Below are 22,966 nucleotides of genomic sequence, written 5' to 3'. Positions count from 1 at the left end.
GTAGTTAAGGTGGGGCGCATGAACGGCAGGCGCGCGACCCGGGTCCACCGGGCCGGTGTGCGTTCCACCGTCGCGCGGGCGTGGGTGCCGTTGGCACATGACGTGGGCAGGGGAGTGCTGCGTCGCCTCGGCGGGCGGGGCCGGTCGCCGGAACGGCCGACCTTCGCCGAGTGGGACGCCGAACCGAGCTTCTCCGACGCCACGTGGGTCATCGGGCAGAAGCCGGGGACGCTGCTCGGGACCGCGCCGATGCGGCTCATGGGCGGCCACCGCGTCACCGCCACCCGCATGGAGTACGTCACCACCGACGCCCGCGGTCGCACCATCACCGCCACCGGCGCCTACCTGCACTCGCACCAGCAGTGGCGGGGTGGCGCGCGGCCGGTCGTCGCCTTCGCGCCGTCGACGCAGGGGGTGGCCCCGCACTGCGATCCGTCGTACTCCATGTCCGTCGGCATGGCCGTGACGCTGCGTGGCCCGGTGGACATCGTCGCCAGCTACGAACTGCCCGCCATCACCGCCATGCTCGCGGCCGGCATGCACGTGGTGCTCACCGACTACCCGCGCGACCCCGACTTCGGATGGCAACTCTACTGCGACCACCCCTCCGGCGGGAATGCGCTTCTCGACGCCGTCCGCGCCGCCCGACACATCGGCCTGCCGGCGGCGGCCCCGGTGGGCATGTGGGGCTTCTCGCAGGGCGGGGCCGCCGTCGGCATGTCGTTGGAACGCGGGGACTACGCCCCGGAGGTCACCCCGGTCGCCGCCGTCGTCGGGGCCCCGCCCTCGCGTCTCGACGAGGTCCTCGCCCATGTCGACGGTTCCCTCGTCACCGGCGTGCTCTCCTACGCCGTCGCGGGGCTCATGGTGGCCTCCGCCGACATCCGCGCGGAGATCCTCGGCGCGCTCACCCCGGACGGGCTCGACCATTTCACCGCCGACATCTCCACCTGTGCCGTGAGCTCGGTGTTCACCTCCGGGTGGCGGGGCACCGCCCGCTGGACCCACGCCGGCGTACCCCTCGGCGAGCTTCTCGACGACCTGCCCCACGTCGCCGCCGAGTTCGACGCCCGCGCCCTCGGGTCGCGGGCCCCGGGCGTGCCGGTCCTGCTGTGGGGATCGCGTCACGACGACGTCGTCCCCGTCGCCCAGGTCCGCGACCTGCGCGACGAGTGGCGGGACCGGGGAGGCGACGTCACCTGGTTCGAGGACCGCACCTTCCGGATCCCCGGGCGCACCGGCGCCAACCACTTCGGGCCCTACTACCGGCACCTCACCCACCATGTCGGGTGGTTGATCGACGAACTGCGCCGGTAGGGTGGGCACGTGCCGTTCATTCTCGCTGTCCTCCCTGTCCTCATCATCGAGGCCCTCGTGTTCTGGGCCGTCGGTTCCTGGCTCGGCGTCGGCTGGGCTCTGCTTCTCATGTTCGGCCTCATGGCGCTGGGCCTGGTGACCGCGCCGATCGAGATGCGCCGCGTCGGCCGCCTCGCCGCCGCCCAGAAGGTCTCCGCCGGCCGTGTCGCCGGTGACTACGGCCTGCTCACCGCCGGGGCCATCCTCGCCGGCACACCGGGCATCGCGTCGTCGATAGTGGGTCTGCTGCTCATCTTCCCGCCCACCCGCGCGGTGGCCCGGGGTCTCGCGGCGAAGAAGATGATGAAATCCATCGAGGATCTCGGCGTGCGCAGCTACGAGGCCACCGCCGCCCGGCGCCCGGGCACCAGCTACGGCAGCTTCGGCGACCCGGAGCAGGTCATCGACGAGCCCGATGAGTCGGAGATCCAGGACTGGACCCGCAACGTCCGCCCGGAGGACTTCAAGTGACACTCCTGCTGCGGCTCCTCATCGCCGCGGCCTCCGGTTTCCTCGCCTACACCTCCAACGAGCCACTCGGCTGGTGGGTGGCGGGCATCGCCGGGATGGCCGGGCTCTACGTCGCCCTCATGCCGTGGCGCGGCCGCGGGCCGCGGCTGTGGTCGGGTGCGCTCCTCGGCTTCACCCACGCCGTCGTGCTCTACCTGTTCATGCTCCCGTGGATCGGCGAGTTCGTGGGCAACCTGCCCTACATCGCCCTGGCCGTGGTGTGCGCCCTCTACGCGCTGGCCACGGGCGTCGGCGGCGTGGCCGTGGCCCGCTGGCGCTACGGCTTCCTCGCCTTCCCCTTCGTCTACGTCCTCGTGGAGTGGGCACGCAGCTCCTTCCCCTTCGGCGGGTTCGCGTGGGTGCGTCTGGCCTGGGGGCAGATCAACGGGCCGCTGGCCAACCTCGCCGTGTGGGGCGGGCCGGCGCTGGTCAGCTTCGCGGCCGCGCTCGTCGGCTCCGGCCTCGCCGCCCTGGTCATCCGCCACCGCGGGGCCCGCATCGCCGGGGCGCTCGCCGTCCTCCTGCCGCTGGTGGCCGGCGCGGTCACCGGCCTGACGGTGGTCAACCGGGAGGAGGCGACCGTGGGGGAGACCCGCGTCGCCGCCGTCCAGGGCAACGTGCCGCGGATGGGGCTGGACTTCAACGCCCAGCGCCGGGCCGTCCTGGCCAACCACGTCCGAGTCACCGAGGAGCTGGCGGGGGAGGAGCTCGACCTGGTCATCTGGCCGGAGAACTCCTCCGACGTCAACCCCTTCGCTGACCCGGAGGCGGGGGAGCTCGTCGACCGGGCGGTCCGGGCCGTCGATACGCCGATCCTGGTGGGCACGATCACCCGCGACGAGGTCGGGGACCGCAACACCATGGTCGTCATGGACCCGGAGACCGGGCGCGGCGACCAGCACGACAAGCACTTCCTCCAGCCCTTCGGCGAGTACATGCCGATGCGGGACTTCTTCCGCATGTTCTCCGAATACGTGGACCAGGCCGGTGACTTCAAGCCGGGCCCGCCGGAGTTCACCGTCCGGATGCGCGACGTCGTCATCGGCGTGGCCACCTGCTACGAGGTCGCCTTCGACCCGGCCCTGCGTACCGCGGTGCTCGACGGCGCCCAGCTGCTCACCACCCCGACGAACAACGCCACCTTCGGGTTCACCGACATGACCTACCAGCAGCTGGCCATGAGCCGCCTGCGGGCCATCGAGGTCGACCGCGCCGTCGTCGTGGCCGCCACGTCGGGTGTGTCGGCGATCGTCCACCCGGACGGCTCGGTCAGCCAGGAGACCGGGATCTTCGAGCCCGGCCGCCTGGTGGAGACCCTGCCCCTGCGCGACACCATCACCTTTGCGGCCCGCTACGGTGGGCATGTTCAGACAGCGCTTATAATTCTTGGTGGCCTGCTCTTCATCAGCGCGCTGGTGACCGGCCGGCGACGAACCACCGCATAGAAGGAGACCTTCGTGACCAATCCCAGTGACGCGACCCTGGTGATCATCCCCACCTACAACGAGCTGGAGAACCTCCCGCTCATCGTGGGCCGGGTCCGCGCCGCCACCCCGGAGGTCGGCATCCTCATCGTGGATGACAACAGCCCCGACGGCACCGGCGACAGGGCCGATGAGCTCGCGGCCGACGACGCCCACGTCAACGTCCTCCACCGCGAGGGCAAGGGCGGCCTCTGCGGCGCCTACGTCGCCGGTTTCCAGTGGGGGCTCGAGCGCGGGTACACCGTGCTCTGCGAGATGGACGCCGACGGCTCCCACGCCCCCGAGCAGCTGCACCTGCTCCTCGACGAGGTCGACGCAGGCGCCGACCTCGTCATCGGCTCCCGCTACGTCCCGGGCGGCAAGGTGGTCAACTGGCCGAAGAAGCGCTGGATCCTGTCCAAGGGCGGCAACATCTACATCTCCCTGCTGCTCGGCGCCGGCCTCACCGACATGACCGCCGGCTACCGCGCTTATCGACGTGACGTCCTCGAGTCCATCGACCTCGATGAGCTGTCCAACGCCGGCTACATCTTCCAGGTCGACCTGGCCTGGCGTGCGGTCTCCGGCGGTTTCGACGTCCGCGAGGTGCCCATCACCTTCACCGAGCGCGAGATCGGCGAGTCCAAGCTCGACGGCAGCTTCGTCAGGGACTCCCTCGTCGAGGTGACGAAGTGGGGTCTCACGCACCGCCTGGAGCAGGTGACGGATGCGGTGACCGTCGGCAAGCGGATGATCTCCCACGAGTACCGCCACTGGAAGCGGGCCCGGCAGCGCGATTAGCGGACACGGAAAGAACCCGGTGAGTGTGACACTCACCGGGTTCCTTCCGTTCAGCGGCTAGCTGTTCTGCTCGGCCTCGGCGGCCTGCTGCTCCTTGAGCAGGCGGGCGGCGGAACGACGGCGCTTACGCAGCAGCTCGATGCGCTCCTCGAGGAGGACATCCAGCTCCTCCAGGGAACGACGCTCCAGCAGCATGTCCCAGTGGGTGCGCGGCGGCTTGACCGGCTTGGACTCGACGCCCTCGCCCTCGACGAGGGTGCCCAGCTGGCCGTTCTTGCACATCCACTCCTCGGGAATCTCCGCGTCGTCCGCGAACGGGACCTCGTAGATCTCGCCGTTCTCGGTGCGGTACTTCACCATCTGGCGCGGGGCAAGGTCATGGTCGCGGTCAGTTTCATAGCTGACGGCACCCATGCGGCTGCCGCGGAGTACGCGATCTGCCATTGCGGCATCATCCTTTTCGTTGGTTGAAGTTCTTCAGACGTACCAGTATAACGTGCGGGCCACCGGGTTTGTTCCCGACAACGGGCAGGGAATCGGATATGGTGGTCACTGTGACGATATCCACGACCAATCCCGCGGTGTCATGCGCGTGGTGCGGCAAGGAGCTGGTCCTCACCGGCCGTGGCCGCCCGCGCAAATATTGCAGCAGATCGTGCAAACAGCGCGCCTATGAGCAACGTCAGAACGTTTCGGGTACCAGTATCCCGGCCGAAGCGGTTATCATTCATCCGGACCGTGCCGCAGCGTTGAGGGATTCCCTCTTCGAACTGCGGTGCGCGGCTGAAGACGTCGCCACCGCATCGGCGGAGGGCGCCGAACCGGACGAGATCCGCGTCCTGTGCTCCGAACTGGTGGCACTCGCACGGACGATTGAGAAGTTGAGGTAATCAGGTCGATGACCACCCAGAGCAAGCCGGCCAGCAAGATCATCATCGCGATCTTCATCATCCTCATCGTGATCCTGGCCCTCGTGGCCGTGGTTCCGATGCTGTTTGCGCTGGCCATGGGGCCGGGCGTGAAGACGGAGGGCCTGACGGCCGAGGGTGCGCAGCCGGCCAGCACCGACATCGACGGTGAGTGGCACGTGACCCACCAGCGCGCGGACTCCAACACCACGTCCGTGGGCTTCACCTTCTTCGAGATCCTCCCGTCTGACCGTCGTGAGACCTCAGGCTCCACGCAGTCCGTCGAGGGCTGGGCGACCATCGAGCAGGGCAGTGTCCAGGCCGGTGAGATCGTCGTCGACATGACCGATGTCTCCACCGACAACGAGCGCCGCGACATCAACGTCCGCAACAAGATCTTCCACACCAACGAGTACCCGACGGCCACGTTCACCATCACCGAGCCGGCCGACGTGTCCGATGTCCCAGGCAACGGTACCCCCGGAAAGGTGACCCTCACCGGCGAGATGGAGATCCGCGGCGAGACCCGTCCGCTGAGCCACGAGTTCGACATCCTCCGCGACGGTGACCGTGTCATCGTCTCCGGCGACGTCGACATCAACCGCAACGAGTACGGCGTCGAGTCCCCGGAGTTCGTCGCCGCCAAGATCGACGACACCGGTCAGCTCAACATCCGCCTTCTCCTGACGAAGTAGGTCCCTGATGAACCCGTCCCGCATGATCCCGATGATCTGGATCCGGCTCATCGTCATCCTCATCTTCGGCATCTACGTGTCCTGGCAGGGCTACTGGTTCATCGGCATCATCGCCGGCGTTCTCGTCCTGGTGTCCATCTGGCAACTCTGGATGGCCTACAAGTACCGGGATCGGGAATAGGGAAATCCACCCCGATTACGTCACTGTGACGTTAATCAGGGGCGTGTCCGGCTGCAGGAAAGGGGAATACTGCGGCCGACATTCCGGGACGCTGTGGCCCTTCGCTTCGCAGTCAGCGCCGCCGCCGATGCGGTACAAGGCGCTGAGGGCACGACGAGCCTCCGAGGACGCGGCCAGGCGATCGGAACACCCAATACTCGGGATCGCCCCACATTCCTATAGCGCCGATAATGTACATTATGTCATTTTGGATTCCGCTCCACACCCCCACGGACAGTCTCACTGTCCGCTGCTCCCCTCAGTGACAGAATGGAACCATGCTCCCGGCACTCTTCGACGCGCACCTACACATCATCGACCCGCGCCACCCGCTCATCCCGAATCAGGGTTTCGTGCCGGAGCCGTTCTCGGTCGCCGACTACCGGCGCCGCACCACCGGCCTGCGGATCATCGGCGGCGCTGTCGTGGCGGGTTCGTTCCAGGCCTTCGACACCGGGTTCCTCGTCGCGGCCCTGAAGAAGCTCGGGCCCAGCTTCGTCGGCGTGGCCCAGGTGCCCGGCGACATCTCGGACGCGGAGATCCTGCGTCTCGACGCCCGCGGCGTCCGCGCCGTCCGCTTCAACATCGCCCGTGGCGGCTCCGCCGGACTCGACGTCCTCGACAGCCTGGCCCGCCACGTCCACGAGGTCGCCGAGTGGCACACGGAGCTCTACGTCGACGCCCGCCATCTCCCCGACCTCCACGACACCCTCGCCGCACTCCCGGCGGTGAGCATCGATCATCTGGGGATGAGCCGGGAGGGTCTGCCCCACCTGCTGCGCCTCGTCGAGGCCGGCGTCAAGGTCAAGGCCAGCGGTTTCGGCCGCCTCGACTTCGACGCGCTCGATGCGATCGAGGCGGTCATGAGCGTCGATCCCAGAGCACTCATGGTGGGCACTGACCTGCCGTCGACACGCGCGGAACGCCCCTTTGACGAGGGCGACCTGCAGCTTCTCCAGGATTCGGTGTCCCCCGAACACCTCGACGCGGTGTTCCGCACCAACGCCGAGGCCTTCTACCTCGACCCGGTGCGCGTCTGACCCCTAGTTCTCCTCGGGCATCTGGCCGGGCTCCTCGGGACGCTCGCGTCGGTAATGCTCACACAGCGCCGGGTGGTAGTCGTCCCACTGCAGCGCGGAGACGTCCTCCCCGTCGAGCGCCAGGACGAGTCGGTCGAGGTAGTACTCCCAGCCGGGGCCGATGTCGGCGGCGTCGTACTCGATCCCGTCGAGACGCTGGCGGAACTCGAGGTCGGTCTCCTCCCCGTCCGCGCTGAGCGTGACGGTGAGCACCCACACCCCGCCGGGGCTGTCCAGCGTGACCGCCAGTGCCGTGGGTGCCTCGCAGTGTTGGATGCGCGCCTCCCCGGGCGTGTCCGGCGACTCCTGCGCGGTGAGCGTCACGGCACCCGTGGCCGGCTCCCCCTCGAAGGTGCCGTACCAGGTGTCGAGCAGTTCCGGGTCGGTGATGTGGTTCCAGACGGCGTCGATGATGTGCGGGATGCGTCGGGTGATGATCAGTTCGGGCCAGACGGGGCCGGTGGACAGATAGCCGGTGGGTTCACGTGTGGTCATGTCCCCCATGGTGCCACCGGGACTACGAACGTGCCCATGACTCTCACCGCGAACGTCTCCCCGCACCGCCGTTTGCCGGGCCACGCCGCCGAGCTGCGTCTCGACGGCCGCCCCTTCCTCCTGGCCTGGGACACTCCCCTGGCGATCACGGGTGACCGGGACGCGGAGATCCGCGGCTACTGGGATCGGCTGGCCGAGGGGGCGGAGATCGTCATGCCGCTCGAGACCGCCCCGCTGGATGTTCAACATCGCCGCTTAACGACGCCCTCGTCGGTTCCGGTGCGTCATCGTGAACTGGACGGTGTCGAGCATCCCGAGGCGGAACAGCGCCTCGCGGAGGGCGAACTGATAGACCCACAGGCGTCGGAAAGCGATGTCGAAGCCGGCGGCCGCAGCCTCCCGTAGGTGCCCCTCGAAGAGGGAGCGCTGCAGGGAGAGCGACAGTTCGTGGTGGCTTCCGATGTGGGTCTGCCCGATGATCCGCAGGCCGGACTCGCGGTCGGCGAGCTTGTGGACGTCCTCCGCCGTGGGGTGGTCCAGGCCCGGCCACACGTAGGCGCGCAGGACGTCGAGGGCCTGCCGGGCGGTCGGGGTCATGGCGTCGGTGGCGATGACGGACTGCATCGCCGCATACCCGCCGATGCTGAGCAGCCGGTCGAAGGCCTTGATGTAACGGACGCGGTCCGCGGGTTCGAGGACCTCGAGCTTCTCGACGGAGACGATGGCGTCGTAGCTGCCCCGCCAGTCCCGCGGGCCGGGCACCGGGGAGTCGATGACGGACAGGTGCACGGAGGGTTCCACGCCGGCGAGCAGCAGCTGCTCCCCCACGGCCTCCGCCTGGCCCGGATCCGCGGTGAGCGTGTCGACGGTCGCGCGCCGGTGGGCCGCCTGGATCGCCACCGCGCCGCCGGAGGTGGCGTACTCCAGGAGGTGGGTGCCGGCGGTGACGCGGGCGGCGTCGAGAAGCATCGTGACGGTGCGCGTCTGCGCGTCGCCGAGGTCCTCCCGGTCGACGGCGACCGGCTCGGAGAAGGTCTGCAGGTCGATGAAGTGTGTATCGGGGCCGCGGCCCGGGGCGTGGTTGGGGACGGCGGTGCGCACGGTCGTCGGCACGCCCGAGGCGAAGACGCCGCCGAAGGCGCTGAGGCCGTCGCCGGCACCGAGGGCCACGAGTTCGGTGGGCAGCTCGCCGCCGCTGTAGGCCGACGGCGGGAGGGTCCGCGTGCGGGGACGGTATCCGGTGGAGATAAGGGCGGCGAGAACGTCGACGAGTCGGTCGGAACGCCACTCCCCGGCCATGAAACTCTCCGCGAGGCCCAGCCAGCCGGATACAGCTATTCGGGGGAAAAGTTCCTCGTGCTCGACGACCAGATCGGGGTCGCCCTCCGGGTCGAGATCCAGCCCGGCGTTGGCGCAGGCGCGGGCGAACGTGGCCTCAGCGAGGCGGGCGCGCAGGTCAACGAGCCGTCCGCCGGGGACGCGGGCGACACCGGGCCAGGTTGTCGCGTCAATCGCCACGAGATGGGGATGCCTCACAGCGCCTGATCCTATCCCCCTGCCGGGCGTGAATCAGGAAGGCGCGTCCGGCACGATGTCCGTTTCCGGGGTTGACTTCGCAACTCCTGTCCTCGGGCTCACTGTTCGCCAGTGGAACGATATACGATGGGTGCCGTTGATTCCCGCAAAGAAGATGAGGAACTCTTAATTCATGACGAACATCCCTTTCCGTCCTGAGGGCGGCCGCCACCATGTGGTCATCATCGGCTCCGGTTTCGGCGGCCTGTTTGCGGCTCAGGAACTGAAGAACGCAGACGTCGATGTCACCATCATCGACCGCACGAACCACCACCTCTTCCAGCCCCTTCTCTACCAGGTGGCTACCGGCATCCTGTCCTCCGGTGAGATCGCCCCGTCGACCCGCCAGGTCCTGAAGAAGCAGGAGAACTCCAACGTGGTCAAGGGCGAGGTGACCAACATCGATCTGGAGAAGCAGATCGTCACCACCTCCCTCGGCTCGTACACTCGCGACTTCGAGTACGACTCGCTCATCGTCGCCGCCGGTGCCTCCCAGTCCTACTTCGGCAACGATCACTTCGCAGAGTTCGCACCGGGTATGAAGACCATCGACGACGCGCTCGAGATCCGCGCCCGTCTCGTCGGCGCCTTCGAGCGCGCCGAGCTGGCCAAGGACCCGGCCCAGCGCGAGCGTCTCCTCACCTTCGTCATCGTCGGCGCCGGCCCCACCGGTGTCGAGCTGGCCGGCCAGCTGGCCGAGCTCTCCCACCGCACCCTCGTGGGCGAGTACTCCAACTTCTCCACCTCCGCCGCCAAGATCCTGCTTCTCGACGGCGCGCCCCAGGTCCTCCCGCCCTTCGGCAAGCGCCTCGGCCGCACCGCCCAGCGCCAGCTGGAGAAGCTCGGCGTCACCGTCAAGCTCAACGCGATGGTCACCAACGTCGACGACAAGACCGTCACCTACAAGTCCACCGTCGACGGCTCCGAGACCACCATCGAGGCGTTCACCAAGATCTGGTCCGCCGGTGTCTCCGCCTCCCCGCTGGGTGCTCTCGTCGCCGAGCAGGCCGGGGTCGAGCTCGACCGCGCCGGCCGCGTCATGGTCAACGACGACCTCACCGTCGGCGAGCACCGCAACGTCTTCGTCGTCGGCGACATGTCCAACTACAAGAACCTGCCGGGCGTGGCCCAGGTCGCGATCCAGGGTGGACAGTACGCCGCCGAGCAGATCGCCGACCAGATCTCCGGCCGCACCGCCCCGGAGCAGCGCCCGGCCTTCGAGTACTTCGACAAGGGTTCCATGGCCATCGTCTCCCGCTTCTACGCGCTGGTGAAGATGGGCAAGGTCGAGGTCACCGGCTTCATCGGCTGGCTGCTGTGGCTGGCCGTCCACGTCCTGTTCCTCGTGGGCTTCCGCAACCGTTTCGTCTCCATGATCAACTGGGGTGTCAACGCGCTGTCGCGCACCCGCTACAACCTGGCGACCACCCGCCAGCAGCTGCACTCGCGCACCGCGCTGCTCAAGCTGCAGGCCATCACCTCCGAGATCGAGGGTGACACGCCGATCGAGCTGCGTGACACCACGAAGTTCTCCGGAAAGAAGCAGCTGCGCTAGTCGCTTCCCCATCTTCGTCAAGCCCGGGCCCCGGCCCGGGCTTTTCGCCTGGGACCATCCGACCTCCGGGGGTTATACTGGAATGCGATTGACGCACTACGTATCACCTATTTCTTCACTCACCACCAGAAGACCCGAGAGGTTGAACACGTGACCACCGCTACCCCGCCTGTGACCCAGGCTTGGGAAGGTTTTGCTGAGGGGGCGTGGACCGACACCATCGACGTCCGCGATTTCATTCAGCGTAACTTCACGCCCTACACCGGCGACGCCGCCTTCCTGGCCGGCCCCACCGAGAAGACCCTGCGCACCTGGCAGCACCTGGAGGACAACTACCTGTCCGTCGAGCGTGAGCGCCGGGTGTACGACGTCGACACCGAGACCCCCGCCGACATCGACGCCTTCGGCCCCGGCTACATCTCCGACGACGATGACATCGTCGTGGGCCTGCAGACCGAGACCCCGCTCAAGCGCGCCATGATGCCCTACGGCGGCTGGCGCATGGTGGAGACCGCGATCCGGGAGGCCGGCAAGGAGCCGGATCAGCGGGTCAAGGACATCTTCACCCGCTACCGCAAGACGCACAACGACGCGGTGTTCGACATCTACACCCCGCGTATCCGCGCCGCCCGGTCCTCCCACATCATCACCGGCCTGCCCGATGCATACGGCCGCGGCCGCATCATCGGCGACTACCGTCGTGTGGCGCTGTACGGCGTCGACAGGCTCATCGCCGACAAGGAGGCCGCCAAGCACGCCGTGCATGACGCCGGTTTCTCCGAGCACTGGGCCCGCTACCGCGAGGAGCACGCCGAGCAGATCAAGGCGCTGAAGAAGCTCAAGGTGATGGCCGAGTCCTACGGCTTCGACATCTCCGGCCCGGCCACCACCGCGAAGGAGGCCGTGCAGTGGACCTACTTCGGCTACCTCGGCGCGGTGAAGTCCCAGGATGGTGCCGCCATGTCCATCGGCCGCCTGTCCAGCTTCTTCGACATCTACTTCGAGCGCGACCTGGCCGCCGGTGTCATCACCGAGGAGGACGCCCAGGAGATCATCGACGCCCTGGTGATCAAGCTGCGCATCGTGCGTTTCCTGCGCACCATCGACTACGACCAGATCTTCTCCGGAGACCCGTACTGGGCCACCTGGTCCGATGCCGGCTTCATGGATGACGGCCGTCCGCAGGTGACCAGGACGTCCTTCCGCCTGCTGCAGACCCTGCGCAACCTGGGCCCCGCCCCGGAGCCGAACATCACCATCTTCTGGGACGATGCGCTGCCGGAGGGCTACAAGGAATTCTGCGCCGCGATCTCCATCGAGACGTCCTCCCTGCAGTACGAGTCGGACAAGCAGATCCGTGACCGCTGGGGCGACGACTCCGCCATCGCCTGCTGTGTGTCGCCCATGAAGGTCGGCAAGCAGATGCAGTTCTTCGGCGCCCGCGTCAATGCCGCGAAGTCCCTGCTCTACGCCATCAACGGTGGCCGCGACGAGATGACCGGCAAGCAGATCGTCGAGGGCTACGCGCCCGTCGAGGGTGACGGCCCGCTCGACTTCGACGAGGTGTGGGGCAAGTACGAGGACATGCTCGACTGGGTGATCGGCACCTACGTCGAGGCGCTCAACATCATCCACTGGTCCCACGACAAGTACGCGTACGAGGCCATCGAGATGGCCCTGCACGACTCGGACATCATCCGCACCATGGGCTGCGGCATCGCCGGCCTGTCCATCGTGGCCGACTCGCTGTCCGCGATCCGCTACGCCGACGTCTACCCCGTCCGGGACGAGACCGGTCTCATCGTCGACTACCGCACCGAGGGCGAGTTCCCCCTCTACGGCAACGACGATGACCGCGCCGACGACATCGCCGCCACGATCGTCCACACGGTCATGGCGAAGATCAAGGAGATCCCGCTCTACCGGGACGCGATCCCCACGCAGTCGGTGCTCACCATCACCTCGAACGTCGTCTACGGCAAGGCCACGGGCAACTTCCCGTCCGGCCACCGCGCGGGCACGCCCTTCGCCCCGGGTGCCAACCCGACGAACGGCGCCGACAACCACGGCATGATTGCCTCGATGCTGTCCGTCGGCAAGCTCGACTACAACGATGCCCTCGACGGCATCTCCCTGACCAACACCATCACCCCCTCCGGGCTCGGCCGCACCAAGGACGAGCAGGTCAACAACCTCGTCGGCATTCTCGACGCCGGGTTCATCATGGACCAGAACTAGGAGAACCCTGACATGTCCACCAAGACCTTCGACGAGCGCATGGCCGACATGAAGGCCGCGCGCGAGGCCAACAACATGGAGTCCGGCCTCTACCACGCCAACATCAACGTCCTGGACCAGTCGACCCTCGAGGACGCGATGAACAACCCGGAGAACTACCCCAACCTCACGGTGCGTGTATCCGGCTACGCGGTGAATTTCGTCAAGCTGACCAAGGAGCAGCAGCGCGACGTCATCTCCCGTACCTTCCATCACGGTGCCTAAGGACGGCGTCACCGGCGTCGTCCACCTCTCCCCCGAGGAGGGCGAACGGCTCCGCGGGGTCGCCGCCGGCATCGGGGGCACCGCCGAGGATCTCACCCGTCCCGAGCTTCTCGACGCCCGCGTCACCGGCGACGTCGCCCTCGTCCACTCGTGGGAGATGGTCACCGCCGTCGACGGCCCGGGTACCCGCATGACCCTGTTCCTCACGGGCTGCCCGCTGCGTTGCCAGTACTGCCACAACCCCGACACGATGGAGATGCGCACCGGCACCCTCGAGCGGGTCGAGGACGTGGTCAAGCGCATCACACGCTACAAGCGTGTCTTCCAGGTGACGGGCGGCGGCCTGACGATCTCCGGTGGTGAGCCGCTGTTCCAGCTCGCCTTCACCCGGCGGGTGCTGGCCGAGGTCCACGCGGCGGGCATCCACACCGCGATCGACACCTCCGGGTTCCTCGGGGCCCGGCTGAGCGACGAGGACCTGGAGAACATCGACCTCGTGCTTCTCGACGTCAAGTCCGGCGACGAGAAGACCTACCGGGAGGTCACCGGCCAGCAGCTGCAGCCGACGCTCGACTTCGGGGCGCGCCTGGCGGCCCTGGACAAGCCGGTGTGGGTGCGGTTCGTCCTCGTGCCGGGGCTGACGGATGACCCGGAGAATGTCGCCCGGGTGGCGGACATCGTCGCGGGCTGGCCCAACGTGCAGCGCGTGGAGGTGCTCCCCTTCCACAACATGGGTGCGGACAAGTGGCGGGAGCTCGGCATCCGCTACAACCTGGAGAACACCAAGCCGCCGACCTCGCGTTCGCTCAAGGAGACCCGCCAGGCGTTCCGCGACCGCGGGATCGACACGTACTAGCGGGCTCGGGGCTCTGGGCTCGGGGCTCGGTATCGTCCGGTCGGGATCACCGCGATCCCGAGCCCACGACCCGCTTTTCCGGGCGCTCCCGAGGGCACGAACCCGAGGGCACGATCCCGAGCCCCGAGTCAGCGCAGCGGGTCGAAGGGCCTGATCGCCGGGTGGGTCTCGCCGGTGTCGATGAGCTGCGCGAGGAACTTGCCCGTTGCCGGGCCGAGCACGACGCCCCACATGCCGTGACCGCCGGCGACGTAGACGTTCTCGGTGGCGGTGCGGCCCACGAGCGGTCGACCATCGGGGGTGACCGGGCGGGAGCCGACCCATTCGTCCTGGCGGTTGTCCAGGTCGACGCCGGTCATCACCTTGCGGGCCTGGTTGACGATCGCCTCGATGCGCCGCGGGTAGAGGGGCTCGTCCGGGCGGCGGAACTCCATGGTGCCGGCGATGCGGAACCGTCCCTGGTAGGGGGTGCACGCCATGCGGTGGTGCGGCAGGTAGACGGAGTGCTCGGCGGGCTGCTCGGTCTCCACGGAGAAGGAGTAGCCGCGGCCGGCCTGCACGGGGGTGCGCACGCCGTGATCGCGGGCCAGCGCCGGCAGCCAGGCGCCGGTGGCGATGACGACGGTGTCGGTCTCCACCCGCTCGCCGGTGTCCAGGACCACGGAGTCGCCGTTGACGCTGACCACCTCCGCTCCGGTGCGGATCACTCCCCCACGCTCCTCCACGGCGCGGCCCAGGGCCTCGACGTAGGGGCCGGGTTCGATGAAGCGCTGCCCGTCGAGGCGGTAGGCGCAGGTGATGGCGTCGGAGAGCATGGGGGCGAGGGACTGGACGTCGTCCAGCGGGGTGAGCGGGGCCTCCTGTCCGTGGCGCACGGCGCCCTCGATCTCCCGGAGGAATCCGGCGGCCTGCGACTCCTCCTCGAAGCCGATGACGAAGGGCCCCTTGCGGGTCCACGCGTCGACGCCGCCGAGCTCGAGTTCGTCGAAGGCGGCGAGGGCCTCGAGGTCGATCGGGGTGAGGGCGGCCATCGTGGCGTCCCAGGCCCGGGTGGTGGCCTGCCCCATGAAGCGGGCGAGGAATCCCCACAGCCTGGGGTCGAAGCGGATGGGCATGGAGAGGGCGGCGTCGGCGTCGAGAAGCGCGGTGGGCCCGTAGCGCCACAGGCTGGGGTTCGACAGCGGGATCGTCTTCGCCGGGGCCAGCCAGCCGGCGTTGCCCCAGGACGCGCCGGCGGCCACCCCCTCCTTGTCCATGACGGTGACGTCGTATCCGCGTTCCTGCAGGTGCCAGGCTGTGGCGAGGCCGACCATGCCTGCTCCGATCACAATGACTCTGCTCATGCGCCCTATGGTAATCTTTGTCACAACGACATGGGGTGCGCGGAGTCCGCGCTGAGATCACACCCACGGAACCTGCTCTAGTTCGAACTAGCGAAGGGATTGTCATGACTTTTCTGCATCTGCGCGATGAGCTGCGCGAATCGACGCCCCTCGTCCAGTGCCTGACGAATTCCGTGGCCATGCCCCTGAGCGCGAATACATTGCTCGCGGCCGGCGCGTCCCCCGCCATGATCGACACCCCGGAGGAGTCCGCGGACTTCGCGGCCGCTGCCTCGGGTGTCCTGATAAATGTGGGCACCCCGACGAGCGAGCGGTACGCCGCCATGCGCGAGGCCGTCCGCGGCGCCACCGCCGCCGGCACCCCGTGGGTCATCGACCCCGTCGGGGCCGGTGCGCTGCCCCACCGGACGGACTTCGTCCGCTCGCTTCTCGACGCCCGCCCCACCGCCCTCCGCGGCAACGCCTCCGAGATCTCCGCGCTGGGCGGAGGCGGGAGTGGCGGCCGCGGCGTGGACTCCGCCGACACCGTCGAACAGGCCCGGCCCGCCGCCCGCGCTCTCGTCGAGCGCACCGGCGCGGTCGTCGCCGTCTCCGGACCGGAGGACCTCATCATCTCGGCCGGGCGCGAGACATGGCTGAGCTCCGGGGATCCCCTGCTCACCCTGGTGAGCGGCTCCGGCTGCTCACTCGGGGCGCTGTGCGCGGCGTACCTGGGGCTGGGCGTCGACAAGCATGACGCCGTGCTGGCCGCGCACGCCCACGCCGGGGCGGCCGCCCAGATCGCGGCGCGCTCGGCCACCGGGCCGGGTGGCTTCGCCGCCGCCTGGCTCGACGCCCTGCACCACATCACCTCCGCGGAGATCGCGGACCTGATCACCTGGAAGGACCATTCATGACCTCCCGCATTCTCTCCATCGCCGGAACCGACCCCACCGGCGGCGCCGGTGTGCAGGCGGACCTCAAGTCGATCGCGGCCGCCGGCGGCTTCGGCATGGCGGTGGTGACCGCGCTCGTGGCCCAGAACACAAAGGGTGTGCGTTCCGTGCACACCCCGCCGATGTCCTTCCTGCGGGAGCAGCTCGACGCCGTCTTCGATGACGTCACCGTCGACGCCGTGAAGATCGGCATGCTCGGTGACGTGGAGACCGTCGCCGAGGTCACCCGCGCACTCGAGTCCCACCGGGTCGCCCACGTCACCCTCGACCCGGTCATGGTGGCCAGCTCCGGGGACCGCCTGCTCAACGAGGACGCCGAGGCGGCGGTGCGGGAGCTGGTGCGCCACGTCGACGTCATCACCCCCAACCTGGGTGAGCTGGCCGTCCTCTGCGACGCCGCGGTGGCCACCACCCTGGACGAGGGCATCGAGCAGGCCCGCGGCCTCGCCTCCGACACGGGCACCACCGTCATCGTCAAGGGTGGACACCTGACCGGGCCGGAGGCCGACAACGCGGTCGTCACCCCGGACGGCACCGTCCACCACGTCCCCACCCGCCGCATCGACACGACCAACACCCACGGCACCGGCTGCTCGCTCTCTGCCGCCCTGGCCACCCGCATCGCCGGCGGCGACACCGTCGAGCAGGCCCTCGAGTGGGCCACCCGCTGGCTGCACGAGGCCATCCGCCACGGTGCCGAGCTGGAGGTCGGCCAGGGCAACGGCCCCGTCGACCACTTCCACCGCGCCCGCCGCCTGGAGGCCGCCGCGAACACCACCCCGTGGGCCCCGCGCACCGACGTCCCCGCCCCCACCCCGCATCTGGCCCCCGCCGGCCCGCACACGCAGGCCATGTGGGACGCCACCGGCGAGGTGTGGAACGAGATCATGGATCTCTCCTTCATCCGCGAACTCGCGGAGGGCACCCTGCGCCACGCCGACTTCGCCTTCTACCTCGACCAGGACGCCCAGTACCTCAACCGCTACTCCCGCGCCCTGGCGCTGCTCTCCGCCACCGCCCCGGAGCAGGAGGGCCAGACCTTCTGGGCCGAGTCCGCCCGCGAGGTCCTCGAGGGCGAGGCCCAGCTGCACCGCGACTGGCTGGGCGGAAACGACATCACCGTCACCACCCCCTCCCCAGTCACCCTGGGCTACACCAACTTCCTCGTCGCCTCCTGCGCCGTCGAGCCCTACGTCGTCGGGGCGGCCGCCGTGCTGCCGTGCTTCTGGCTCTACGCGGAGATCGGCATGGAGCTGGCCAGGTCGAACTCCCCCGGGCACCCGTACCACGCCTGGCTGTCCACCTACGGCGGCGAGGACTTCAACGCCGGGGCGCGCCTGGCCATCGAGCACACCGAGCGGGCCCTGGCCGCCGCCTCACCCGCCCAGCGGGAGCAGGCGATGACCGCCTACCTTCACGCCTGCATCTACGAGCGCGAGTTCTTCGCTCAGGCCGACCGCGCCTGGTAGAACACCGCGACGAGGAAGTCGGAGTCCTCCTCGAAGGGCCGCAGGTCCCACGTGGAGAAGACGTTCTCCGGTTCCAGGCCGGCGTCGGTGGCCATCGCCATGAAGTCGTCGAAGCCCCAGCCCCGGCCGGCCCCGAACCCGGCGACGAATCGGCCGCCGGGCTGCAGCGCCCCGGCGATGTTGTCCAGGGCCGCCTCCCGGCCGAAGGGGTCGAGGAAGCACATGACGTTCCCGGCGGCGACCACCAGGTCGAAATCGCCCGGCAGGTCGTCCCCGCAGAGGTCACCGACCCGGAAGCCGACCTCCGGGTACTGCTCGGCGGCATGCGCGATGAGCACCGGGTCAATGTCCACGCCGGTCACGTCGTGACCGCGGGCCGCCAGGTACCCGGCGATGCGCCCCTGCCCGCAGCCGGCGTCGAGAATGCGGGCGCCGCGGGGCACGAGGGCGTCGATGAGCCGGGCCTCGCCGTCGATGTCGACGCCGCGCTCGATCATCGCCTGCCAGCGGCGGGCGTAGTTCTCCGAGTGCTGCGGATTCTGAGAGGTCACGTCTTTCCAGGTGGGCATGCGGCCAGTATAGGATCAGGACCGTGCTGACCCCCTTCGAACGTCCCCGCCGCACGTCGGACCGCCCCCGGCTGACCGTGCCGGTGGAACGCGCCATCGACCACTGCCGCGTGTTCAAGGACGGCGTCCGCCTCCCGGGCGAGTACATTCCCTCCTCCGCTCTCAGCGAGGTCCGGGAGCACGGCAGCGGCTTCGTGTGGCTCGGACTGCGCGAGCCCGACGCCCACCAGATGGAACGCGTGGCCGAGAAGTTCGGCATCCACCCGCTCATCGTCGAGGATGCCGTCACCGCCCACCAGCGCCCCAAGGTCGAGCGTTACGACGACCAGTTGTTCATGGTCGTCCGCTCCGTCAAGTTCCGCGCCGAGGCCTCGGAGACCCGCGAGATCATCTCCACGGGTGAAGTGCAGATGCTCGTCGGCCCGGACTTCATCATCACGGTGCGCCACGGGGCGGAACTGCCCGAGCTCTCCGGAGCCTTCGAGGAGAACCCGGAGCTCATCGCCCTGGGCCCGGCGGCCCTGGCCTGGCGGGTGGCCGACCACCTCGTCGACGAGTACGGGCGTATCGCCGCCCTGCTGGAGCAGGAGGTCGACGACCTCGAGGAGGAGGTCTTCACCCCGGGCTCCCGCTTCAACATCGAGCAGATCTACATGTACAAGCGGGAGATCCTCGAGATGCGGCACTCCACCGATCCGCTCGCCCCGGCGCTGCGCAGCCTCATCGCCGACAACCGCGACATCCTGGGCAAGCAGCTGCGCAGCTATTTCCGCGACGTCCTCGACCACGAGATGCAGGTGCGCGACCAGATCGGCGGCTACGACGAGCGGCTGTCCGCGCTCATCGACGCCTCCGTCGCCAAGATCACCATGCAGCAGAACACGGACATGCGCACCATCTCCGCGGTGGTCGGCATGGCGGCCGCACCAACGCTCATCGCCGGCATCTACGGCATGAACTTCGTCAACATGCCCGAGTTGGAGTGGGAGTACGGCTATTTCGTGGTCCTCGGGTTCATCGCCTTCATCGTGGCGCTCATGTTCTGGTGGTTCCGCCGCAACAACTGGCTCTGAGGCATATCACGGCAGGTATATCACCCCAGGCATATCTCGAGTGATCACCCCGACTGGCCCGCCGCCCACTCGACCTACTCATGGGAAGCTATGCCTTACGTGATATGCCTTTCGGTAGCCTGGCGGCATGAAGAGAACCGTCATCGCTCTCGCCACCGCCGCCCTCGCGTTAGGACTGGCCCCAGCCACCCAGGCGCAGTCGAGCGTCGATCACCGCCAGGAGGGCACGGTGTGGATGCCGCGCCTCACGGAGATCACCCGACACGAGGTGTTGCCCGGCAACCAGGTGCGCGTGCACTACTGGACGGGGGATCCCGCCTGCTACGGCGCGCACGCCGTCCTCGTCGAGACCCCGTGGGCCGTCCACGTCCGCGTCATCACCGGCCCGCGCCTCGGCGGGGCGGACGTGTGCACCATGATCGCCCTGGAGAAGTCCCAGGTCCTGCAGCTGAGCGCCCCATTGGGAGACCGCCCCCTCCATGTCTGACATCCTGCTGTTCGGGGCGACCGGTGTCGTCGGCCGCCTCACCGCGCGTCACCTGGCGGGCCACGATGTCATTCTGGCGGGGCGCGACGTCGAGAAGCTCCGGGAGCTCCGCGGCGAGATCAACCCGGCCTGGGAGATCGCCACGGGCGACGCACACTCCGCGGACGACATGGCCGCCCTCGCCGCCCGCGCGGCGGTGGTCATCAGCTGCGTCGGCCCCTACTCGCGCGTGGGTTGGGAGATGGTCAACGCCTGCGCCATAGCGGGCACCGACTACGTCGACCTGTGCGGTGAGGTGCCGTTCATCCGGCGGGTCATCGACACCCACCACGGCACCACGTCCGCCCGCATCGTCCACTCGTGCGGTTTCGACTCCGTCCCCTCGGACATGGGTGCCTTCGCCCTGCGGGAGCACGCGGGTGAGCCGCTGGACACGGTGACGATGGTCGTCGAGAAGCTCAGGGGCGGGCTGTCCACCGGCACGCTCGAGTCGATGCGCGAGGTGTCCGCGCAGGCGCACGCCGACAGGGCCGTGGCCCGCAACCTGCACCACCCCTACAGCCTCTCCCCCATCCCCTCCGCGGAGCCCCGACTGGCGGACGCGAAGGACATCACCGTCACGAAGCTTGCCGACGGTCGGTGGGCCGGCCCCTTCTTCATGGCGATGTTCAACACGCGCGTCGTACGCCGCTCCAACTCGCTGCGCGGCGAGCGATTCACCTACCACGAGCGCTGGGCGACGCGGACCCGCCTCGGTGCCTGGGCCCTCACCGGCACCACGGCCGCACTGTTCGCCGCCTCCCAGAAGCCGGCCTTGCGACGCCTGGTGCCGACACCCGGCAACGGGTACTTCCGCTTCACTCACGAGGGCGTGACAGAGTCCGGGCGGCAGGTCTCCTGCACCGTCGCCGCCGACGGTGACCCCGGGTACGTGGTCACCGCGATGATGCTCGGGGAGGCGGCCCTCACCCTGCTGGACAACCCCGGCGAGGGCGGCGTGCTCACCCCGTCGACCGCCCTGGGTGCCCCCTACCTGGAGCGCCTGCGGGCGGGCGGGATGAGCTTCACCTGCGGATGACCATGGTGCGCAGGGTGGTCCGCGCCACCAGGCGGCCCTCGTTGTGCATGAGGATCTCCCACAGCTGCGTGCGGCCACCCGCCTGAATCGGGGTGGCCTCCGCCTCGATGACGCCCTCGCGTACGGAGGCGATGAAGTCGGTGTCGTTGTTCACCCCGACAACCGGCGCGCCGGCGGTGGCGACCCCCGCCAGACTGCCGACGGATTCGGCGAGCGCGCAGAACACGCCGCCGTTGACGAGGCCGACCGGCTGCAGCAGGTGCGGCCCGACGGGCAGCTCGGCGCGGACCCGGCCGTCGGCGATCTCCGTGTAGTGGACGCCCAGGTGGGCGGACAGTCCGACATCCCGGTTGTTGACCTGCTCGAGGGTGGCCGCATCCAGGGCTTTTCCGGTGCCTGCCAGCTGGTAGAGGTCGGTGTACTTGAGGTCGCTCATGGCGGCCATCGTAGCCCCCGGTCTGCAACAAGTGGAAAGATACGATCAAGTTTCGGATCCGAGTTCCGCAGCGTGGTCGAGGTGTCTACACTCTGAAGCCATGAGCACCCCTGAGAATCTCGCCCAGATCGGCGTCGTCGGCCTTGCTGTCATGGGCTCCAACCTCGCCCGCAACTTCGCCCACAAGGGCCACACCGTCGCCGTGTACAACCGCTCCCCCGAGAAGACCCGCGCGCTCATGACCGCGCACGGGGACGAGGGTGCCTTCATCCCCTCCGAGACGATCGAGGACTTCGTCGCGTCCCTCGAGCGTCCCCGCAAGGCGATCATCATGGTCCAGGCCGGCCCCGCCACCGACGCCGTGATCAACCAGCTCGCCGACGCCATGGAGGACGGCGACATCATCATCGACGGCGGCAACGCCCTCTACACCGACACCATCCGCCGCGAGCAGGAGATGGCCGAGCGGGGCCGCCACTTCGTCGGCGCCGGCATCTCCGGCGGCGAGGAGGGTGCCCTCAACGGCCCGTCGATCATGCCGGGCGGCCCGCAGGAGTCCTGGGAGACCCTCGGCCCGCTGCTGGAGTCCGTCGCCGCCGTCGTCGACGGCACCCCGTGTGTCACCCACATCGGCCCGGACGGTGCCGGTCACTTCGTCAAGATGGTCCACAACGGCATCGAGTACGCCGACATGCAGGTCATCGGCGAGGCCTACCAGCTGCTGCGCTACGCCGCGGGCATGACCCCGGCCGAGATCGCCGACGTCTTCCGCGAGTGGAACTCCGGCGACCTCGACTCCTACCTCATCGAGATCACCGCCGAGGTCCTCGCGCAGGTCGACGCCGAGACCGGGAAGCCGCTCATCGACGTCATCGTCGACGCCGCCGGTCAGAAGGGCACCGGCCGCTGGACAGTCAAGGCCGCCCTCGACCTCGGCATCCCCGTCACCGGCATCGGTGAGGCCGTCTTCGCCCGCGCCCTGTCCTCCTCCCTGGAGCAGCGCGCCGCCGCGCAGGGCGTGCTGCCCTCCGGCGAGCTGGCCACCTTCGACGGTGACCGCGCCGAGTTCATCGAGGACGTCCGCCGCGCCCTCTACGCCTCCAAGCTCGTCGCCTACGCCCAGGGCTTCGACGAGATCAAGGCCGGCTCCGCCGAGTACGGCTGGGACGTCGACCCCCGCGACCTGGCCACCATCTGGCGTGGCGGCTGTATCATCCGCGCGAAGTTCCTCAACCGCATCGTCGAGGCGTACGACGCCGATCCGGAGCTGCCGTCCCTGCTTCTCGACGGCTACTTCCTCGGCGAGCTCTCCGGACTCATCGACTCCTGGCGCCGCGTCATCATCGCCGCCACGCAGCTGGGTCTGCCGGTGCCGGTGTTCGCGTCCTCGCTGTCCTATTACGATTCCCTGCGCGCCGAGCGCCTGCCGGCCGCCGTCATCCAGGGCCAGCGGGACTTCTTCGGCGCCCACACCTACGGGCGTGTGGACAAGCCGGGTGCCTTCCACACCCTGTGGTCCGGTGACCGTACGGAGATCCCTGCCGGCTAGCAGCGTAGACTC

The 22,966-nt window shown here is 68.8% G+C and carries 21 protein-coding genes, 3 pseudogenes and 1 riboswitch; of the genes and pseudogenes, 18 read left to right on the top strand and 6 right to left on the bottom strand.

The features are described 5' to 3' along the window. Nucleotides 1-18 precede the first annotated feature (18 nt). From B9Y70_RS08985 to B9Y70_RS08970, 4 genes are read left to right on the top strand one after another with little or no spacing between them, the layout of a single operon-like run. A complete protein-coding gene (locus B9Y70_RS08985) occupies nt 19-1,317 on the top strand; it encodes a lipase family protein (RefSeq protein ID WP_085549934.1) in 1,299 nt (432 codons plus the stop codon). Nucleotides 1,318-1,326: 9 nt separating this feature from the next. Continuing rightward, nucleotides 1,327-1,827 (top strand): FxsA family protein, encoded by a 501-nt coding sequence (locus B9Y70_RS08980; protein ID WP_085549933.1) that lies wholly within the window; start codon nt 1,327-1,329, stop codon nt 1,825-1,827. Further along, a complete protein-coding gene (gene lnt, locus B9Y70_RS08975) occupies nt 1,824-3,311 on the top strand; it encodes an apolipoprotein N-acyltransferase (RefSeq protein ID WP_205410437.1) in 1,488 nt (495 codons plus the stop codon). Before B9Y70_RS08980 ends, lnt begins: the two co-directional genes overlap by 4 nt. A 12-nt stretch (nt 3,312-3,323) precedes the next feature. Continuing rightward, nucleotides 3,324-4,130 (top strand): polyprenol monophosphomannose synthase, encoded by an 807-nt coding sequence (locus B9Y70_RS08970; protein WP_085549932.1) that lies wholly within the window; start codon nt 3,324-3,326, stop codon nt 4,128-4,130. A 57-nt stretch (nt 4,131-4,187) separates the two neighbouring features. Here B9Y70_RS08970 and B9Y70_RS08965 read toward each other — a convergent pair whose 3' ends face one another. Then, nucleotides 4,188-4,574 carry an RNA polymerase-binding protein RbpA gene (locus B9Y70_RS08965; RefSeq protein WP_085549931.1) on the bottom strand — a complete coding sequence of 129 codons (387 nt, stop codon included), beginning with the start codon at nt 4,572-4,574 and terminating at the stop codon, nt 4,188-4,190. A 98-nt stretch (nt 4,575-4,672) separates the two neighbouring features. Between B9Y70_RS08965 and B9Y70_RS08960 the strand changes: the two genes are divergently transcribed. From B9Y70_RS08960 to B9Y70_RS08950, 4 genes are all read left to right on the top strand, one after another. Further along, nucleotides 4,673-5,020, top strand: coding sequence for a hypothetical protein (locus B9Y70_RS08960; protein ID WP_085549930.1), 348 nt, complete (start codon nt 4,673-4,675; stop codon nt 5,018-5,020). Nucleotides 5,021-5,028: 8 nt separating this feature from the next. Beyond that, complete coding sequence (locus B9Y70_RS08955) at nt 5,029-5,733, top strand: YceI family protein (RefSeq protein ID WP_085549929.1); 705 nt, start codon at nt 5,029-5,031, stop codon at nt 5,731-5,733. Between the two features lie 7 nt (nt 5,734-5,740). Further along, the gene (locus B9Y70_RS12875) at nt 5,741-5,914 is read left to right on the top strand and encodes a hypothetical protein (protein WP_162841658.1); all 174 of its coding nucleotides are present in this window, start codon (nt 5,741-5,743) and stop codon (nt 5,912-5,914) included. A gap of 317 nt (nt 5,915-6,231) precedes the next feature. Continuing rightward, on the top strand, nt 6,232-6,993 hold the full coding sequence (locus B9Y70_RS08950; protein WP_085549928.1) for an amidohydrolase family protein: 762 nt from the start codon (nt 6,232-6,234) through the stop codon (nt 6,991-6,993). Nucleotides 6,994-6,996: 3 nt separating this feature from the next. Here B9Y70_RS08950 and B9Y70_RS08945 read toward each other — a convergent pair whose 3' ends face one another. Beyond that, nucleotides 6,997-7,527, bottom strand: a complete 531-nt coding sequence (locus B9Y70_RS08945) for an SRPBCC domain-containing protein (RefSeq protein WP_159449801.1) — start codon at nt 7,525-7,527, stop codon at nt 6,997-6,999. Between the two features lie 255 nt (nt 7,528-7,782). Continuing rightward, on the bottom strand, nt 7,783-9,063 hold the full coding sequence (locus B9Y70_RS08940) for a class I SAM-dependent methyltransferase (RefSeq protein ID WP_085549926.1): 1,281 nt from the start codon (nt 9,061-9,063) through the stop codon (nt 7,783-7,785). Nucleotides 9,064-9,235: 172 nt separating this feature from the next. Here B9Y70_RS08940 and B9Y70_RS08935 point away from each other — a divergent pair, with 172 nt between their 5' ends. The 4 genes and pseudogenes from B9Y70_RS08935 to pflA all read left to right on the top strand — a co-directional run bounded on the left by B9Y70_RS08935 (nt 9,236) and on the right by pflA (nt 14,015). After that, a complete protein-coding gene (locus B9Y70_RS08935; RefSeq protein ID WP_085549925.1) occupies nt 9,236-10,657 on the top strand; it encodes an NAD(P)/FAD-dependent oxidoreductase in 1,422 nt (473 codons plus the stop codon). Nucleotides 10,658-10,807: 150 nt separating this feature from the next. Next, nucleotides 10,808-12,625: pseudogene (locus B9Y70_RS08930) on the top strand (pyruvate formate lyase family protein); the annotation flags it as partial. Then, a pseudogene (gene grcA2, locus B9Y70_RS13235) lies at nt 12,605-13,159 on the top strand (autonomous glycyl radical cofactor GrcA2). The pseudogenes B9Y70_RS08930 and grcA2, both read left to right, overlap by 21 nt. Then, on the top strand, nt 13,152-14,015 hold the full coding sequence (gene pflA, locus B9Y70_RS08920; protein WP_085549922.1) for a pyruvate formate-lyase-activating protein: 864 nt from the start codon (nt 13,152-13,154) through the stop codon (nt 14,013-14,015). The pseudogene grcA2 and the gene pflA overlap by 8 nt, the downstream one beginning before the upstream one ends. A gap of 128 nt (nt 14,016-14,143) precedes the next feature. Here the strand turns inward: pflA and B9Y70_RS08915 are convergent, their stop codons facing one another. Then, nucleotides 14,144-15,367 (bottom strand): NAD(P)/FAD-dependent oxidoreductase, encoded by a 1,224-nt coding sequence (locus B9Y70_RS08915; RefSeq protein WP_420838451.1) that lies wholly within the window; start codon nt 15,365-15,367, stop codon nt 14,144-14,146. Nucleotides 15,368-15,379: 12 nt separating this feature from the next. Next, a riboswitch (TPP riboswitch) is annotated at nt 15,380-15,475 on the top strand. On the opposite strand from B9Y70_RS08915, the gene thiM reads away from it, so the two are divergent. Beyond that, nucleotides 15,457-16,254, top strand: coding sequence for a hydroxyethylthiazole kinase (gene thiM / locus B9Y70_RS08910; RefSeq protein ID WP_420838450.1), 798 nt, complete (start codon nt 15,457-15,459; stop codon nt 16,252-16,254). Its footprint overlaps the riboswitch before it by 19 nt. Before the next feature lie 5 nt (nt 16,255-16,259). Next, nucleotides 16,260-17,762: pseudogene (locus tag B9Y70_RS08905) on the top strand (bifunctional hydroxymethylpyrimidine kinase/phosphomethylpyrimidine kinase); the annotation flags it as partial. Here the strand turns inward: B9Y70_RS08905 and B9Y70_RS08900 are convergent. Further along, nucleotides 17,741-18,331 carry a class I SAM-dependent methyltransferase gene (locus B9Y70_RS08900; protein ID WP_085549918.1) on the bottom strand — a complete coding sequence of 197 codons (591 nt, stop codon included), beginning with the start codon at nt 18,329-18,331 and terminating at the stop codon, nt 17,741-17,743. The pseudogene B9Y70_RS08905 and the gene B9Y70_RS08900 overlap by 22 nt on opposite strands. A 14-nt stretch (nt 18,332-18,345) precedes the next feature. Here B9Y70_RS08900 and B9Y70_RS08895 point away from each other — a divergent pair, with 14 nt between their 5' ends. From B9Y70_RS08895 to B9Y70_RS08885, 3 genes are all read left to right on the top strand, one after another. Then, nucleotides 18,346-19,404 carry a magnesium and cobalt transport protein CorA gene (locus B9Y70_RS08895; RefSeq protein ID WP_085549917.1) on the top strand — a complete coding sequence of 353 codons (1,059 nt, stop codon included), beginning with the start codon at nt 18,346-18,348 and terminating at the stop codon, nt 19,402-19,404. Nucleotides 19,405-19,531: 127 nt separating this feature from the next. After that, nucleotides 19,532-19,891, top strand: coding sequence for a hypothetical protein (locus B9Y70_RS08890; RefSeq protein WP_085549916.1), 360 nt, complete (start codon nt 19,532-19,534; stop codon nt 19,889-19,891). Further along, on the top strand, nt 19,884-20,969 hold the full coding sequence (locus B9Y70_RS08885; protein ID WP_085549915.1) for a saccharopine dehydrogenase family protein: 1,086 nt from the start codon (nt 19,884-19,886) through the stop codon (nt 20,967-20,969). The genes B9Y70_RS08890 and B9Y70_RS08885 overlap by 8 nt, the downstream gene beginning before the upstream one ends. On the opposite strand, the gene B9Y70_RS08880 is transcribed toward B9Y70_RS08885, so the two are convergent. Continuing rightward, nucleotides 20,956-21,405 carry a PaaI family thioesterase gene (locus B9Y70_RS08880; protein WP_338025220.1) on the bottom strand — a complete coding sequence of 150 codons (450 nt, stop codon included), beginning with the start codon at nt 21,403-21,405 and terminating at the stop codon, nt 20,956-20,958. The two genes, B9Y70_RS08885 and B9Y70_RS08880, sit on opposite strands and share 14 nt — an antisense overlap. 100 nt (nt 21,406-21,505) lie before the next feature. Between B9Y70_RS08880 and gndA the strand changes: the two genes are divergently transcribed. Continuing rightward, nucleotides 21,506-22,954 (top strand): NADP-dependent phosphogluconate dehydrogenase, encoded by a 1,449-nt coding sequence (gndA, locus tag B9Y70_RS08875; RefSeq protein ID WP_085549913.1) that lies wholly within the window; start codon nt 21,506-21,508, stop codon nt 22,952-22,954. Nucleotides 22,955-22,966: the final 12 nt, after the last annotated feature.

Source organism: Corynebacterium pollutisoli, assembly GCF_900177745.1.
Classification (GTDB): Bacteria; Actinomycetota; Actinomycetes; order Mycobacteriales; family Mycobacteriaceae; genus Corynebacterium; species Corynebacterium pollutisoli.
Note: the sequence above shows the minus strand (reverse complement) of the source record. Positions and strands in the feature narration are given on the sequence as shown.

What these genes read in the sequence shown, in the direction of transcription:
- B9Y70_RS08985 (WP_085549934.1), top strand. Translation starts at nt 19, where the DNA reads ATGAACGGCAGGCGCGCGACCCGGGTCCACCGGGCCGGTGTGCGTTCC.
- B9Y70_RS08965 (WP_085549931.1), bottom strand. Translation starts at nt 4,574, where the DNA reads ATGGCAGATCGCGTACTCCGCGGCAGCCGCATGGGTGCCGTCAGCTAT.
- B9Y70_RS08960 (WP_085549930.1), top strand. Translation starts at nt 4,673, where the DNA reads ATGGTGGTCACTGTGACGATATCCACGACCAATCCCGCGGTGTCATGC.
- B9Y70_RS08955 (WP_085549929.1), top strand. Translation starts at nt 5,029, where the DNA reads ATGACCACCCAGAGCAAGCCGGCCAGCAAGATCATCATCGCGATCTTC.
- B9Y70_RS12875 (WP_162841658.1), top strand. Translation starts at nt 5,741, where the DNA reads ATGAACCCGTCCCGCATGATCCCGATGATCTGGATCCGGCTCATCGTC.
- B9Y70_RS08950 (WP_085549928.1), top strand. Translation starts at nt 6,232, where the DNA reads ATGCTCCCGGCACTCTTCGACGCGCACCTACACATCATCGACCCGCGC.
- B9Y70_RS08945 (WP_159449801.1), bottom strand. Translation starts at nt 7,527, where the DNA reads ATGACCACACGTGAACCCACCGGCTATCTGTCCACCGGCCCCGTCTGG.
- B9Y70_RS08935 (WP_085549925.1), top strand. Translation starts at nt 9,236, where the DNA reads ATGACGAACATCCCTTTCCGTCCTGAGGGCGGCCGCCACCATGTGGTC.
- B9Y70_RS08900 (WP_085549918.1), bottom strand. Translation starts at nt 18,331, where the DNA reads ATGCCCACCTGGAAAGACGTGACCTCTCAGAATCCGCAGCACTCGGAG.
- B9Y70_RS08890 (WP_085549916.1), top strand. Translation starts at nt 19,532, where the DNA reads ATGAAGAGAACCGTCATCGCTCTCGCCACCGCCGCCCTCGCGTTAGGA.
- B9Y70_RS08885 (WP_085549915.1), top strand. Translation starts at nt 19,884, where the DNA reads ATGTCTGACATCCTGCTGTTCGGGGCGACCGGTGTCGTCGGCCGCCTC.
- B9Y70_RS08880 (WP_338025220.1), bottom strand. Translation starts at nt 21,405, where the DNA reads ATGAGCGACCTCAAGTACACCGACCTCTACCAGCTGGCAGGCACCGGA.
- gndA (WP_085549913.1), top strand. Translation starts at nt 21,506, where the DNA reads ATGAGCACCCCTGAGAATCTCGCCCAGATCGGCGTCGTCGGCCTTGCT.